This window comes from Castellaniella defragrans 65Phen (genome assembly GCF_000612685.1).
In the GTDB taxonomy this organism is placed as follows: Bacteria; Pseudomonadota; Gammaproteobacteria; order Burkholderiales; family Burkholderiaceae_B; genus Castellaniella; species Castellaniella defragrans.
In genome coordinates this window covers 437,086-451,949 of sequence record NZ_HG916765.1, presented here as the reverse complement: position 1 = coordinate 451,949, position 14,864 = coordinate 437,086, and the positions used below count along the sequence as shown (strand labels likewise).

General features: G+C 69.8%; 16 protein-coding genes. 8 read left to right on the top strand and 8 right to left on the bottom strand.

From position 1 onward, the window contains the following. The first annotated feature begins 8 nt into the window (after window positions 1-8). From BN940_RS19605 to BN940_RS01965, 3 genes are read left to right on the top strand one after another with little or no spacing between them, the layout of a single operon-like run. Window positions 9-125 (top strand): cytochrome oxidase small assembly protein, encoded by a 117-nt coding sequence (locus BN940_RS19605; protein ID WP_043679589.1) that lies wholly within the window; start codon window positions 9-11, stop codon window positions 123-125. Next, window positions 122-316, top strand: coding sequence for a DUF2970 domain-containing protein (locus BN940_RS01970; RefSeq protein ID WP_043679586.1), 195 nt, complete (start codon window positions 122-124; stop codon window positions 314-316). The genes BN940_RS19605 and BN940_RS01970 overlap by 4 nt, the downstream gene beginning before the upstream one ends. A 28-nt stretch (window positions 317-344) precedes the next feature. Next, window positions 345-1,220, top strand: a complete 876-nt coding sequence (locus tag BN940_RS01965) for a cytochrome c oxidase subunit 3 (RefSeq protein WP_043679584.1) — start codon at window positions 345-347, stop codon at window positions 1,218-1,220. 123 nt (window positions 1,221-1,343) lie between these two features. Here the strand turns inward: BN940_RS01965 and BN940_RS01960 are convergent, their stop codons facing one another. Next, window positions 1,344-1,550, bottom strand: a complete 207-nt coding sequence (locus tag BN940_RS01960) for a twin transmembrane helix small protein (RefSeq protein WP_043679581.1) — start codon at window positions 1,548-1,550, stop codon at window positions 1,344-1,346. A 35-nt stretch (window positions 1,551-1,585) separates the two neighbouring features. Between BN940_RS01960 and BN940_RS01955 the strand changes: the two genes are divergently transcribed. The 5 genes from BN940_RS01955 (at window position 1,586) to BN940_RS01935 (ending at window position 5,737) form a co-directional block, all read left to right on the top strand. Next, window positions 1,586-2,365, top strand: coding sequence for an SURF1 family protein (locus BN940_RS01955; RefSeq protein WP_052355525.1), 780 nt, complete (start codon window positions 1,586-1,588; stop codon window positions 2,363-2,365). Continuing rightward, window positions 2,362-2,973: an SCO family protein gene (locus tag BN940_RS01950; protein ID WP_043679578.1), complete on the top strand. Its 612-nt coding sequence runs from the start codon at window positions 2,362-2,364 to the stop codon at window positions 2,971-2,973. Before BN940_RS01955 ends, BN940_RS01950 begins: the two co-directional genes overlap by 4 nt. Next, complete coding sequence (locus BN940_RS01945; RefSeq protein ID WP_084330453.1) at window positions 2,973-4,088, top strand: COX15/CtaA family protein; 1,116 nt, start codon at window positions 2,973-2,975, stop codon at window positions 4,086-4,088. The genes BN940_RS01950 and BN940_RS01945 overlap by 1 nt, the downstream gene beginning before the upstream one ends. 45 nt (window positions 4,089-4,133) lie before the next feature. Beyond that, a complete protein-coding gene (gene cyoE / locus BN940_RS01940; RefSeq protein ID WP_043679577.1) occupies window positions 4,134-5,039 on the top strand; it encodes a heme o synthase in 906 nt (301 codons plus the stop codon). A gap of 83 nt (window positions 5,040-5,122) precedes the next feature. Then, window positions 5,123-5,737, top strand: coding sequence for an SCO family protein (locus BN940_RS01935; RefSeq protein ID WP_043685509.1), 615 nt, complete (start codon window positions 5,123-5,125; stop codon window positions 5,735-5,737). 2 nt (window positions 5,738-5,739) lie between these two features. On the opposite strand, the gene BN940_RS01930 is transcribed toward BN940_RS01935, so the two are convergent. The 7 genes from BN940_RS01930 to BN940_RS01900 form a co-directional block, all read right to left on the bottom strand. Continuing rightward, on the bottom strand, window positions 5,740-8,340 hold the full coding sequence (locus tag BN940_RS01930) for a cation:proton antiporter (protein WP_043679575.1): 2,601 nt from the start codon (window positions 8,338-8,340) through the stop codon (window positions 5,740-5,742). 367 nt (window positions 8,341-8,707) lie between these two features. After that, entirely contained in the window at window positions 8,708-9,613 is a 906-nt protein-coding gene (gene rpoH / locus BN940_RS01925; protein ID WP_043679571.1) for an RNA polymerase sigma factor RpoH, read from the bottom strand. A 181-nt stretch (window positions 9,614-9,794) separates the two neighbouring features. Beyond that, window positions 9,795-10,646, bottom strand: coding sequence for an endonuclease/exonuclease/phosphatase family protein (locus tag BN940_RS01920; protein WP_043679569.1), 852 nt, complete (start codon window positions 10,644-10,646; stop codon window positions 9,795-9,797). Window positions 10,647-10,662: 16 nt separating this feature from the next. Then, on the bottom strand, window positions 10,663-12,456 hold the full coding sequence (aspS, locus tag BN940_RS01915) for an aspartate--tRNA ligase (protein WP_043679564.1): 1,794 nt from the start codon (window positions 12,454-12,456) through the stop codon (window positions 10,663-10,665). Between the two features lie 31 nt (window positions 12,457-12,487). Next, on the bottom strand, window positions 12,488-13,138 hold the full coding sequence (locus BN940_RS01910) for a DUF502 domain-containing protein (RefSeq protein ID WP_043679561.1): 651 nt from the start codon (window positions 13,136-13,138) through the stop codon (window positions 12,488-12,490). Between the two features lie 12 nt (window positions 13,139-13,150). After that, the gene (locus BN940_RS01905) at window positions 13,151-13,438 is read right to left on the bottom strand and encodes an FmdB family zinc ribbon protein (protein ID WP_043679559.1); all 288 of its coding nucleotides are present in this window, start codon (window positions 13,436-13,438) and stop codon (window positions 13,151-13,153) included. A gap of 130 nt (window positions 13,439-13,568) precedes the next feature. Further along, a complete protein-coding gene (locus BN940_RS01900; protein ID WP_043679556.1) occupies window positions 13,569-14,846 on the bottom strand; it encodes a putative Na+/H+ antiporter in 1,278 nt (425 codons plus the stop codon). Window positions 14,847-14,864 lie beyond the last annotated feature (18 nt).

Here is a 14,864-nt window from a genome sequence, read left to right as displayed (position 1 = left end):
ACCCCGACATGACGCCCGAGCAACGCCGCCGCAACCGCCGCACCGGATGGATCCTGGCCCTGTTCGCCGTGGCCATCCTGGTCTGGACCTTCGTGCGCGCGAACCTGTACGGGATCGTGTCATGACGCAACCGCGCAACACCTTCCTGCGCTCGATGCGCACGGTCGCCTGGGCGTTTCTGGGGCTGCGCAAGCGCTCCGGCCACGACGAGGACCTGTCGCACATCCGCCCCTCGCACCTGATCGCGGCGGGCCTGGTCGGCGGGGCGGTGTTCGTATTGCTGCTGATAGGGGCCGTGCGCCTGGCGACGGCCTGAAGACGGAAGACCCAGAGGAGAGACAACGATGACCACCGCCCACACGGCCCACGCCGGCGAGGCCCCCTACTATTACGTCCCGCCGGATTCGGTCCACCCGATCCGGGCCAGCCTGTGCATGCTGGCCACCCTGGTCGGCGCGGCCCTGTGGGTCAACAGCTACGCGATCGGCCCCTGGCTCTGCCTGATCGGCATCCTGAGCCTGTTCGTGGTGCTCTACGGCTGGTTCGGCGACGCCATCCGCGAATCCGAAGGCGGCCTGAACAGCCAGCGCATCGACCACTCCTACCGCTGGAGCATGACCTGGTTCATCTTTTCCGAGGTCATGTTCTTTTCGGCCTTCTTCGGCTCGCTGTGGTACACCCGCGAGGTCACCACGCCGTGGCTGAGCACGCTGGATACGCAAACCCTGCTGTGGCCGGGCTTCAGCGGCGCCTGGCCGAACCAGGGGCCGGCCGGCACCATCGCGCCCTTCCAGACCGTGGGACCGTTCTGGCTGCCCACCATCAACACCGCGCTGCTGCTGTCCTCCGGCGTCACCCTGACCATCGCCCACCACGCCCTGCGCGCGGCGCACCGCTCCAAGGCGATCTTCTGGCTGGCCCTGACGGTGATCCTGGGCTTCGCCTTCGTCGCCTGCCAGGCCTACGAATACCACCACGCCTACACCGAACTGAACCTGCGCTTCACCTCGGGCGCCTACGGCGCGCTGTTCTACATGCTGACCGGCTTCCACGGCTTCCACGTGATCCTGGGCGCCACCATGCTGACCGTGATCTGGCTGCGGCTGGTGCGCGGGCACTTCACCGCCGAGCACCATTTCGGCTTCGAGGGCGCCGCCTGGTACTGGCACTTCGTGGACGTGGTCTGGCTGGGCCTGTACATCTTCGTGTACTGGCTGTAGCCGATCCGCGGGGAAGCAAGCAGGGTCCGGCGTCAGCCGAAGCCGCTCTTCACCTCGCGGCTCGCAAGCCGCTCGGAGTCACCCGGCGCGGGGCGGTCCGCAGGGACTGCCCCGCGTCCGGGTTCATCCCACCCGCAGCCCCGTCGCATTGATCCAGCCCAGGGCATGCGCCAGCAGCAGAAAGAGAAACAGCAGGATCGACAATCCCACCCGCCACGTCAGGGCCCAGGCCATCCGGTCCGTGCGCCCCCGGTCCTGCATGAGATACTTCAGGGCCGACCCCAGGCTGACCAGCACTCCCAGGAACAGCACGACGATCACGATTTTCATGGGTATTCCCCGCAACACCAGGATGTAAGCACCGTATGACCCCGCCGCGACCCGCACCCCGCACGAAGGCCGTCCTGGCCCTGGTCCTGCTGGCGCTGCTGGGCGCGGCCTGCATCGGAGCCGGCCAGTGGCAGCTGCGCCGCGCCCATGAACGCGAAGCGCTGCTGGCCGCCATCGAGGCGGGCCGCCGGGCGCCGGCCCGGGTGCTGGATGCGCAGCACCGCGACGGCCCCGACTGGCATCCGGCCAGCGCCCGCGGCCGCTGGCTGAATCCATTTACTGTACTCCTTGATAATCGCAACCTCAAAGGATTGCCCGGCCTGTGGGTGGCGACCCCGCTGGAACTGCAGGGCAGCCCCGGCACCGCCGTGCTGGTGCTGCGCGGCTGGGTCGCCCGCCCGCTGCCGCCCGCCGCGCTGCCCGACCTGAGCGCGGCCGCCGGCCCCGTCGAGGTCCACGGCACGCTGCTGCACCGGGTGCCCCGCCTGTTCGACCTGGGCAGCCTGACCGGCCGGCCCGACGCGGCCCTGCCCGCGCCCTTCCCTCCGGCCGACGGACAGCCGCCGCGCCTGCAGAACCTGCCGCTGGACACGCTGGCGGCGGCCACCGACCTGGACCTGCTGCCGGTCGTGCTGCAGCAGGCGCCCACGCGGGACGCGGGCCTGGTCCAGGACTGGCCCGGCCCCTCGACGCAGGCCGGCCAGAACTACAACTACGCCCTACAATGGTTCAGCTTCGCCGCGATCGCGCTGGTCGCGGCCGGCATCACGGCCTGGCGCATCCTGCGCCGCCGCCCACTTCCTCCGCACGCATGACGACCGCCACCGCACGCCGCCGCTCCATCCGTCCGCTCATCGCCATCCTGCTGGTCAGCCTGGCGCCGCTGGTGTTCGCGCTGCTGGCCTACTACGTGCCGTCCCTGGGCCTGCGCCCCGGAACGCGCACGCACTACGGCCAGCTGATCGAGCCGCAGCGCCCCATCCCCGGCGACCTGGACCTGCGGGACGCGCAGGGCCGGCCCTACGACCTGAACCGGCTCAAGGGCCAGTGGCTGCTGATCAGCACGGGCCCCGGCGCCTGCCCGGAATCCTGCGTGCGCGGCCTGTTCGTGCTGCGCAATTCCCACGCCAGCCAGGGCAAGGAAGTCGACCGGCTGGAACGCGTCTGGTTCATCACCGACGACGCGCCCCCCGCCGCCGTGGTCGGCGAAGCCTACGCCGGCACGCACGTCCTGCGTGCCGACCCGGCCCGGCTGGCGGCCTGGCTGGCGCCCGAGGCGGCGGATCCCGCCGCTGCCCTGGCGCAGGGGCTGTGGATCGTCGATCCCCTGGGCCACCTGATGATGCGCTTCCCCGACGCGCAGCAGCCCGAGGCCGTGCGCGACGACATCCGCACGCTGCTGAGGAACTCCCGGATCGGCTGATGGACCCCACGACCTCCCCCCTCTCCCCCGCTTCCCCGGCGCCCGCCGCGCCGCGGCGCACGGCCGACGGCCCGGGGCGGCGCCCGCGCCTGCTCGCGCGCTACCGCAGGCTGGTGTTCCTGACCTGGTTCCTGACGCTGGACCTGATCATGTTCGGCGCCTTCGTGCGCCTGACCGATTCCGGCCTGGGCTGTCCCGACTGGCCGGGCTGCTACGGCCATCTCAGCCCCCTGGGCGCCGGCGACCACATCCGCGCCGCCCTGGAGGCCATGCCCTACGGCCCGGTCAGCGCCTTCAAGGCCTGGATCGAGATGATCCACCGCTACGCGGGCGCCCTCCTGGGCCTGCTCATCATCGCCATCGCCGTGTGCGCCTGGCGCCTGCGCGGCCTGCCCGGCCGCAGCCCGGCGCTGGCCGGCTGGACGCTGGTCATGGTGTGCGTCCAGGGCGCCTTCGGCGCCTGGACCGTCACCCACCGGCTGATGCCGCTGGTGGTGACCACGCACCTGGTGCTGGGCATGAGCCTGCTGGCCCTGATGACCTGGCTGGCCGCCCGGGAAAAGGCCCACGCCCCCGTCCCCGCCGATCCGGGCGCGGGGCGCGCCTGGATGATCCTGGGGCTGGCCGTGCTGTTCCTGCAGGTGGCGCTGGGCGGCTGGGTCAGCACCAACTACGCGGCGCTGGCCTGCATGGACTTCCCCACCTGCCACGGCGCCTGGCTGCCGCCCATGGACTTCGGCGAGGGCTACGCCCTGCTGCGCGGGCTGGGGCAGCTCTCGTCCGGCGAACTCATCTCCCAGGACGCGCTCACCGCCATCCACTGGACGCACCGCAACTTCGCCTTCCTTGTCATGGCCCTGCTGGGCGTGCTGGCCTGGCGCTGGCGCCGCACGCCCGGCCTGGCCGGCCCGGCGCGCCTGCTGCTGGCGCTGCTGGCCCTGCAGATGCTGACGGGCCTGACCACGATCTTCTTCCAATGGCCGCTGCTGATCGCCGTGATGCACAACGGCGGCGCCGCCGGCCTGGTCCTGGTGGGCGTCACGCTGCTGTGGCGCCTGTCGCGCGCGGGCGCCCGCAGCCGCGCGGAAGCGCCGGAAGGCAGGGAAACCCATTAGCCGCCGGGCGCCCCGAAGCCGCCGGAAGCGCCTAGAATGCCTAGCATGACCACCGCCGCCGCCCGCCGCCCCCCTTCCCTGCTGCGCCAGTACCTGGCGCTGACCAAGCCGCGCGTCACGCAGCTGGCCGTGTTCTGCGCCGTGATCGGCATGTTCGTGGCCACGCCGGGCCTGCCCGATCCCTGGCTGGCGCTGAATGCCACGGTGGGCATCTGGCTGCTGTCGGCGGCCGCCTTCTCCATCAACTGCCTGGTCGAGCGCGAGACCGACGCGCGCATGCTGCGCACGGCATGGCGCGGCACGGCCTCCGGCCAGATCGGCAGCCACCAGGTCCTGCTGATGGCCGGGATCCTGGGCGGCGCCGGCATGTGGATCCTGTACACCCAGGTCAATGCGCTGACCATGTGGCTGACCTTCGCCAGCTTCGTCGGCTACGCCCTGATCTACACCGCCATCCTCAAGCCCCTCACGCCGCAGAACATCGTCATCGGCGGCCTCTCGGGCGCGATGCCGCCGGCCCTGGGCTGGGCCGCCATGGCCGACGCCGTGCCGGCCGAGGCCTGGCTGCTGGTGCTGATCATCTTCATCTGGACGCCGCCCCACTTCTGGGCGCTGGCCCTGTACCGCCACCACGACTACGAGAAATCCGGCCTGCCCATGCTGCCGGTCACGCACGGGCAGAACTTCACCCAGCTGCACATCCTGCTCTACAGCATCGCGCTGTTCGCGGCATCCGTGATGCCCTACGTCGTGCGCATGAGCGGTCCGGCCTACCTCGCCGCCGCCTGCCTGCTCAGCGGCCGCTTCGTGTGGCAATCCCTTGCGCTATATCGAAACTACTCCGACGCCAGGGCGCGTAAACTGTTCCATTATTCGATCCTGTATCTGGCGCTGCTGTTCGCCGCGCTGCTGCTGGATCACTGGGTCGGCCTGGTTCTGGAAAGCCTCTGAACGAGTCCTCCCGGCCGACCCGGCGGAACCCCGACCCGGGCGCGCGCCGCGGCGCCGCCCCGGCCGATTCACCGACCTGGATGATGGACATGCCGTTCTCGCTTCCGCGCCGCAGGCTGCTGGCCGCCGCGCTCTCCTCCCTGCCCCTCGCCCTGGCCCTGCCCGGCTGCTCCTCCAAGGCCGAGCCGCTGCCCTTCGAGGGCAACGACATCACCGGCTCCCAGCTGGGGCGCGACCTGGACATGATCGACACCACCGGCCAGCGGCGCACGCTGGCCGACTTCCGGGGCAAGGTCCTGCTGGTGTTCTTCGGCTACACGCAATGCCCCGACGTCTGCCCCACCGCCATGGCGCAGGCCGCCCAGGCCCTGCAGCTGCTGGGCGACAAGGCCGGCGAGGTACGCGTCATCATGGTCTCGGTGGATCCGGCGCGCGACACGCCTGAAATCCTGGGCGCCTACGTGCAGGCCTTCGATCCGTCCTTCGTCGGCCTGACCGGCACCCCGGAACAGCTGGACAAGACCGCGCGCTCCTTCAAGGCCTTCTACGCCAAGGAGCCCGGGCCGACGCCCGAGCACTACGCCATGAACCACTCGTCGGCCTTCTACCTGATGGACCGCGAGGGCGAGGCCCGCGCCCTGCTCGGGCCGTCCCTGACGCCCGAGGACATGGCCCACGACATCAAGCTGCTGCTGTAGGCTCAGGCCGCCGTGGGCGGCGCGTCGGCCGGCGCCTGCGCCGCGCCAGCCAGCGCCGCATCGGCCGCCGCGATCCGGGCAAGATCGGGCAGGGGCTCGTGCTGGCGCTCGCCGGACTCGAACTGCTGCCAGACCTCCACCGCCCGCAGGCGCTGGCGCACGATCTGCTCGATCTTCTCGCGCAGCATCGGATACTGCTGCTGCAGGCGCTTGAAGTCGCGTTCCTGGAGCATCAGCAGGCGGCTGTAGCCCAGCGACCGCGCCCGCGCCTGGAAGTCCTGGTCCATGACCAGCGCCATTTCCCCGAAGATCTGGCCGCTGCCCAGTTCGGCCGTGGTGCCGTCCGGCAGGTCCAGCACCACCGCCCCCGAGGCGACGAAATACATGGCGCGGCTGCGCCCGAAGCGGGTGGGGATTTCCTGGCCCGGCACGACCAGGCGGGGCTTGAGCACGCGGCGGATGGCCGCCATGGTGCGCTCGTCCATGCCCTCGAACAGCGACACCCGCTGCACCAGCGCCGCCGCGCTCATGGTGATGTCCAGCACGCCGCTCTTTTCCAGCTTCCCCCAGCGCGCATCCGCCTGCTGGATCAGGTCGGAATAGGTTTCCCCGCTGATGAGGTTGTGCGCCAGCATGTCGCGGTAGCGGATGCGCTCCATGGCGCGCGCCATGCGCGCGAGATAGGCTTCCTGGAGATACTGGGCGTAGTTGGGGTACTGCAGCGCCAGGGCCTGCAGCGCGCCTTCCAGCAGCGTCAGGCGGCGCTGGTGGGCGGCCACGATGATTTCCGTGACCTCCGCCCCCAGCAGCGGCTGCACGTCGGTGCGGGCGAACTGGATCAGGCGCCGCGCCACGGACCACTTGCACATCAGGTTGGTGAACCGCTGGGCCAGCTCGCGCACCAGCCAGCCCTGCCAGCCGGTCAGGTGGTGCAGGCGCAGCGCCAGCCGCAGCCCATGCGAATAGCGCAGGTCGCCGTCGATCGCCGCCTCGAAGCCGCGCAGGCCGCCCGAGCGCACCGCGTCCCCCAGCCGCTCGGCGCGCGCCAGCAGCGATTCGGCCGTGCGCCAGTCCACCACCTGGGCCTTGAGGGTCTCGAAGAACATCTCTTCCTCGCGGCCCGCCAGCATGCCCATGCCGACGGCGACCTTCTGGTCGCGCGACAGCTGATGCACCTGCGTGGCGTCCATGCTGGCCTGGCTGGCGTCGAACACCGCGTGCAGGCGCTCCAGCACCTCGCTGCCGATGTGCTCGTTGTGGGCGATGTCGTCGATCTTCAGGCGCAGGGCTTCGAGTTCCACCACCTGGGCCTGGTCGCGCAGGGTCCGGTCCACGGGCGAGAGCTGGTTCAGCCCCAGCCGGTGGATCAGCGGCCGCAGCGTCAGGCCGTTGATGAACAGGGTCATGAGCACGAAGCCGGTCGTGGCCACGGCGATGAACTGCCGCGCCTCGTGGGGCACGGCCGGCTGCTCGGTGACGGCCAGCGCCAGCGCCAGGGACACGGCCCCGCGCAGGCCGCCCAGCAGCATCACGGCCCGGTAGGACGGGCTCACCTCGGTGCTGAGCCGCAGCCGCCCCAGCAGGGGCAGCAGGCCGTAGATGATCACCGCGCGCGCGCACAGCGTGACGATGAACACGACCAGGATCAGCAGGACTTCCATCCAGGTGATTTCCGCCATCATGCGCGGGATCAGCATGGCGGCGAAGAGGAAGATCAGGGAATTGGCCCAGAAGCCGAACTGCGCCCAGGCGCCTTCGAGCTGCTCGAAGGTGGTGGGCGACATGCGCGTGCGGCCGCCGGAGCCCACCACCAGGCCGGCGATCACGGTGGCCACCACCCCCGACACCCCCAGGTAGTGCTCCGCGATGAAGAAGGTCAGGTAGGCCAGCGCCACGGTCAGGGTGACTTCGGCCGCGGGCCAGCCGCGCAGCCAGCGGAACAGCTCGATGGCCGCCCGCCCCATGACCAGGCCGGCCAGGCCGCCGCCCAGGAAGCTGACCATGAAGCCGCGGAAGATCTCCGTCACGGCGGGCGCGGTGCCGCCGAACAGCACGCTGAGCAGCACCGAGTACAGGGCGATGGAGGCCGCGTCGTTGAACAGCGCCTCGCCCTCGACCAGGTTGGTGAGGCGGCGCGGCGCGCCGACCTCGCGGAAGATGCCCACGACCGCCACCGGATCGGTGGTGGCGACGATGGCGCCCAGCATCAGGCAGACCACCAGCCCGTAGGTGGAAATCGCCGCCAGCGAGAAGCCGACCGCCACGGTGCAGACCACGACGGCCACGATGGCCATCACCAGGATGGGGCTGATGTCGTCCAGCAGCCGCCGCAGGTTCGTCGCCAGCGCCGTCTCGAACAGCAGCACGGGCAGGAAGACGAACAGAAAGGTCTCGGAGGAGATCTCGAAGTGCTGCAGCGTATCCAGGAAGTCGGCCACGACGCCCGGCGCCCAGCCGTGCACGTGGATGATGACGCCCAGGATGAAGCCGACGATGGCCAGCAGCACGGAATAAGGCAGGCGCAGACGGCCCGCCAGGGGGGGCATGAAGGACACCAGGGCCAGAAGCCCCGCCAGGCCGAATACCAGCAGGCCGATTTTCATGATGAAGGAATGCGCTCAAACCATCCAGTGGGTATGTTACAGGCCCGCGCGGCCGGTTCCCTGGAAATGACGATAAAAAAAGGGATGCCTGGCGGCATCCCGGGAACATCCGCTTCGATAGGGAGGGGAAGAGGAGAAGCAGAAGCGGACGACAGAACGGTGGGGCCGGCGTGGCCGGCGCGCGTTCATGGAGGATTGGTCCGCCCGCGGCGCGGAAAGTTCACGGCCGGGGCGGGGAAGATGCAAAAGAGTGTTTCGGGCCCGGGCGGGGAAAGCGCGCCGGATGGTGCCCGGCGGACGGCCGATTCCGCGCGCCGGGCGAAAACGGATGTCCGCCCGGAAGGACGGCCCGGACGGAGGAAAAGGCTCAGGCGGCCTCGAAGTCCGCCTGGCGGTCGCTCAGGGCGATGCGCAGTTTCTTCAGGGCGGCCGATTCGATCTGGCGGACCCGTTCGGCGGAGATGCCGTATTCGTCGGCCAGCTCGTGCAGCGTGGCGCCGCCGTCGTCGGCCAGCCAGCGGGCGCGCACGATGTGCTGGGAGCGCGCGTCCAGGGACGAGAGGGCGTGTTCCAGGCCCTCGCCCTGCAGCGCGTCCATGCCGCGGCGCGCCAGCACCCGGTCGGGCTGCTGGGCCTCGTCGGCCAGCCAGTCGGACGGCGCGTAGCGGTCTTCCTCGTCGGCCGGGGCGTCCAGGGCGCAGTCGCCGCCCGAGAGGCGGACTTCCATTTCGGCGACGTCCTCGGGGCGCACGTCGAGCTCGCGCGCGATGTCGGCGACCTGCTCCGGCCCCAGGCTGCGGCCGTCGGGCCGCATGCGGCGCAGGTTGAAGAACAGCTTGCGCTGCGCCTTGGTGGTGGCGATCTTGACCAGGCGCCAGTTGCGCACCACGTATTCGTGGATCTCGGCGCGGATCCAGTGCACGGCGAAGGACACCAGGCGCACTCCGCGGTCGGGATCGAAGCGGCGCACGGCCTTCATCAGGCCGATGTTGCCTTCCTGGATCAGATCCGCGTGCGCCAGGCCGTAGCCCAGGTACTGCCGGGCGATGGAGACCACCAGACGCAGGTGCGACAGGACCAGGTCGCGCGCGGCGTCCAGGTCGTTGTGGTCGCGCAGGCGGCGGCCCAGGTCGGCTTCCTGGTCGGCGGACAGCATCGGCAGCCGGTTGACGGCGTTGATGTAGGCATCGATGGTGCCGAGCGCGCCGGGATTGGAGATCGCCAGCGAGAGCTGGGACGGCGCGAGCGACAGGGCGGACGAAGAGAGGGTCATGGTGACAAGGTCCTCGTGCTGGAGGAATTCATGTTAGCACTCCCCGGAGAAGAGTGCTAATTTCAAGGTAACGAATTTCAAGGTCAGGAATCTTTGGCCGTCCCCCGGCGGGAAAGTTCCCCCGGTTCGCCGGATCCTGGCCGGATCCCGATGTCCCGCCGATCGCAGTCCGCCACTCCCCTCAGGGCAGCTCCAGGTCCGCCACCAGCGGCGCGTGGTCCGACAATTTCTTCCAGGGCGAGCCGTGCAGCACCCGCGCGCGGCGCACGGCGAAGCCGCGCTGGTAGATGCGGTCCAGCCGCAGCCAGGGGAACACGGACGGGAAGGTCCGTGGCGGCGGGGTCAGGCGCGCATTGCCGTTCATGGACAGCTCGGGCACCTGGCGCAGCCCCTGGCCCGGCAGCCAGGCCAGGCGCTCGCGCAGGCGCGAGACGGTGCGGCGCAGGCGGTAGATCTCGTCCGATCCCTGCGGCGCGGCGGCGAAGACCTCGACCAGGCCGAGCTGCTCGACGAACAGCGGCGCCAGGCGGTTGGTCCAGTCGTTGAAGTCGCCGGCGATCAGCAGCGGCTCGTGCGCGGGCACCAGGCGCTGGATGCGATCGGCCAGCGCCTGAATCTGGCGCGAGCGCCCGCCCGCCAGCAGCCCGAGGTGCACCACCAGGCAATGCACCGGCACGTCGCCGACCCGCACCACGCCGTGCAGCAGGCCGCGCTGCTCCAGGCGGTGGTCGGAGACGTCCTGGTTCTCGTAGTACAGGATGGGATAGCGCGACAGCAGCGCGTTGCCGTGGTCGGTGGCGTGGCGCACGGCGTTGCAGCCGTAGGCGGCCTGCATGTGCAGGGCCGCCGCCAGGGACTCGTGCTGCGCGTCCAGGCTGCCGCGCACCTGGTTGCGGCCCTGCACTTCCTGCAGGAACAGCAGGTCGGGCCGCAGGCCGTACAGGCCCAGCCGCAGGTCGGCCAGCGATTCCCGCCCACCCGTGGCCGAGCGGCCCTTGTGGATGTTGTAGCTGACGACCCGCAGCACGGGCATGGCCGGTCTCCCCGCCCTACTTGGCTTCCGTCTGGCGCAGGCGGATGTGCAGCTCGCGCAGCTGCTTTTCGTCCACGGCCGACGGCGCCTGCGTCAGCAGGCACTGGGCGCGCTGCGTCTTGGGGAAGGCGATCACGTCGCGGATGGATTCCGCGCCCGCCATCAGCGTCACCAGACGGTCCAGGCCGAAGGCCAGGCCGCCGTGCGGCGGCGCGCCATATTGCAGGGCGTCGAGCAGGAAGCCGAACTTCAGGCGGGCTTCTTCCTCGTCGATCTTCAGGGCCTTGAAGACCTTGCGCTGGACGTCGGCGCGGTGGATGCGCTCGGAGCCGCCGCCGACTTCCCAGCCGTTCATGACCATGTCGTAGGCGCGCGCCAGGGCCTTGCCCGGATCGGTCTCCAGCAGGTCCTCGTGGCCCGGCTTGGGGCAGGTGAAGGGGTGGTGCGCGGCGGTGTAGCGGCCTTCGCCCTCGTCGTACTCGAACATGGGGAAGTCCACCACCCACAGCGGCTTCCAGCCCGGCTCGAACAGCCCGTTGGCGCGGCCGAACTCGCTCTGGCCGATCTTCACGCGCAGGGCGCCGATGGCGTCGGCGACGACCTTGGCGCGGTCGGCGCCGAAGAAGATCAGGTCGCCGCTCTGCGCGCCGGTGCGCTCGATCAGGGCGCGCAGGGCGTCCGCATGGATGTTCTTGACGATGGGCGACTGCAGGCCGTCGGGAATCGAGGCGGCGTCGTTGACCTTGATGTAGGCCAGGCCGCGCGCGCCGTAGATGCCGACGAACTGGGTGTAGGCGTCGATCTCGCTGCGCGGCATGCTGGCGCCGCCGGGCACGCGCAGGGCCACCACGCGGCAGGCCGGGTCGTTGGCCGGGCCGGCGAAGACCTTGAAGCCCACGTCGCGCATCAGGTCGGCCACGTCGGTGAATTCCAGCTTCACGCGCAGGTCGGGCTTGTCCGAGCCGAAGCGGCGCATGGCTTCTTCCCAGCCCATGACGGGGAAGGGATCGGGCAGGGCCACGTCGAGCACCTGGCGGTAGATCTCGCGCACCATGCCCTCGAAGATCTCGCGGATCTGGACTTCGTCGAGGAAGGAGGTCTCGCAATCGATCTGGGTGAATTCCGGCTGGCGGTCGGCGCGCAGGTCCTCGTCGCGGAAGCACTTGGTGATCTGGTAGTAGCGGTCGAAGCCGGACACCATCAGCATCTGCTTGAACAGTTGCGGCGACTGGGGCAGCGCGAAGAATTCGCCCGGATTCACGCGCGAGGGCACCAGGTAGTCGCGCGCGCCTTCCGGCGTGCTGCGCGTGAGCATCGGGGTCTCGATGTCGATGAAGCCCAGCGCGTCGAGGTAGTTGCGCGCCACCAAGGACACGCGGTAGCGCAGCATCAGGTTGCGCTGCATCTGCGGGCGGCGCAGGTCCAGCACCCGGTGCGTCAGGCGCGTGGTCTCGGACAGGTTGTCGTCGTCGAGCTGGAACGGCGGCGTGACGGAGGCGTTGAGGATCTCGATCTCGCGGCAGAGGATCTCGACCTCGCCCGAGAGCAGGTCGGGATTGGTGGTGCCGGCGGGGCGCAGGCGCACCAGGCCGGTGATCCGCAGGCAGTATTCGTTGCGGATCCGTTCGGCGGTCTCGAACGCGGCCTCGTTGTCCGGGTCCACCACCACCTGGGCCAGGCCCGCGCGGTCGCGCAGGTCGATGAAGATCACGCCGCCATGGTCGCGGCGGCGATGCACCCAGCCGAACAGGGTCACGGTCTGGTCGAGGTGGGCTTTGGACACCTCGCCGGTGTAGCAAGTGCGGTTCAAGAATGGCTCCGTCAGAGGAATTGTTCGAGTTTCAATGGGCCTGTCCGTCGGGGGATTCCACGGCCGGCAGGTCCATCTGTGTCTGGGGCGGCAGGCCGGGCGGCGCCACCACCCCCATGGACACGATGTATTTCAGTGCCGTTTCCACCGACATGTCGAGCACCTGGACATCGGCGCGCGGCATCATCAGGAAGAAGCCCGACGTCGGATTGGGCGTCGTGGGCACGTAGACGCTGACGAAATCGCCGTCCAGCAGCGCGGCGATCTCGGTGCAGGGAGTGCCGGTCAGGAAGCCGATGGTCCAGGCGCCCTGGCGCGGATACTGCACCAGCACGGCCTCGTGGAAGGCCTGGCCGTTGGGCGCGAACACGGTGTCGCTGACCTGCTTGACCGAATTATAAATGGAGCGCACCAGGGGGATGCGCCCCAGCAGGGATTCCCAGCGCGACAGGATGGCGCGGCCGATGAAATTGGCGCAGAACAGCCCCGTGAGCAGGATCACGGCCAGGACCAGGACCAGCTCGAACCCCGGGATCGCCACCCCGAACAGGGCCTCGGGCGAGAGGAACGAAGGCACCAGGGACATGAGGGTGCCGATCAGGATGGTCAGCACCCAGACCGTGGCCACCAGCGGCAGCCAGATCAGCAGGCCGGTGATGAAGTAGCGTTTGAGAAAGCGCATGGATTCCCGGAATCAGCCCGACGTCGAGGCGGGCGGGGTGCCGCCGGAGGCGGGGGCCGCGGCCGCTGCCGGCGCGGCGCCGCCCGCCGCATCGGCGGATTTGGGCGCGGGTTTGCCGCCGCCGCGGAAATCGGTGGCGTACCAGCCGGTGCCCTTGAGGCGGAAGCCGGCCGCGGTCACCTGTTTTTCGTAGGCGTCCTCGCCGCAGGCCGGACAGGTCTTCAGCGGGGGATCGGAGATTTTCCGCAGCACGTCCTGCTCATGGCCGCAGCGGCTGCAACGATAGGCGTAGATAGGCACAGCGATGATTCCGAAATGATCGACGGCCTGGATTTTAATCCTTTTAGCGCAAGGCCCCCCGCGGGGGGCGCGTTTCGCCCCGGGGCGGCTCGGCGGCGGAACGGGCCTTGCGCGGCCGTGTCCGCACGCGTCAGCCGAACGAATTGGGCAGCATGAACATCGCGGCCGCGACCAGCGTGGGCACGGCGGCCGCCCCCAGCAGCTTCAGCGGCGAAATCGAGCCGTCGCCGAAGCAGCCTTTCAGGATGGAGAAGCCGGCCGGGTTGGGCGCGTTGGCGATCACGGTCAGGCCGCCGCCCGTCACGGCGCCGGCCACCAGCATGTAGCGCCACAGATCGCCGGTGCCCTCGACCAGCGAGCCCAGATAGGTCAGGGCGGCGTTGTCGGTGACCGCCGTCAGGGCCGTGGCCCCCAGGTACAGGACGTAGGGCGACAGGCCGCCCAGCAGGTCCTGCAGCCACCACTGCTGCAGGCCGCCCAGCACCACCAAGCCGGCGAGGAAGAAGCCGACCATCAGGCCCTCGCGCAGCAGCAGCGGCGACTGGTGCCGCTTGTAGGCGTGGGCGTAGCCGATGAACAGCACCAGCAGGGCCATGAAGATCTGCATGTGGTGCGAGGCCAGGACGACGCCCAGCAGGAACAGCACGTGCACGGCCATCACCACCGGGGACACCGGCGGCCGGCGCTCGTCCTCGTCGTCCTGGACGCCGATGCTGCCGTTGAGCAGGAAGGGCCGGCAGATCAGCGTCAGAACCAGGCCGTTGATCAGCACGGCGAGCGCCGCGCGCCAGCCGAAATGGGTCGCCATGAAGGCCGTGTCCCAGCCGAAGGTATGGGCCACCATCAGCACCGGCGGCGCGGCGTAGGCCGTCAGCACCCCGCCGATGGACACGTTGACGAACAGCACGCCGACGGTCAGGTACTTGAAGCCGTCCTGGCCGGGCCGGCGGAAATAGGCCTGGCGCAGCAGCAGGGCGGCCAGGGTCATGGCGGCCGGCTCCGTGATCAGCGAGCCGGCCAGCGGCACCAGGGTCATGATGACGAAGAAGCGCGACAGTTCGCCGGCCACCGGCAGCAGGCGCGACACCGCGTCGACCAGCAGGCGGACCAGTTCGATGATCGGCCGGCTGGCCGCCACCACCATGATCACGAAGACGAAGGCCGGCTCGGTGAAATTGCGCGTGTCGAGGTATTCGACCGCGCCCTGCACCCCCAGGGTCAGCCCCATCCACACGAACAGCGCACAGGCCCAGACGCCGAACACCGCCTCGACCTCGGACAGCAGGTGCCACAGCCCGGCGTGCGGCCCGCTCTTGTTGGCCAGCCGGGCGAAGACGGGTACGGAGAACGTGTGGATGATGGCGATGGCAAACAGAATGCTTGCCACGACCTCGGTGTGACTGACCATGTCCGGGTCCTGTGTGAG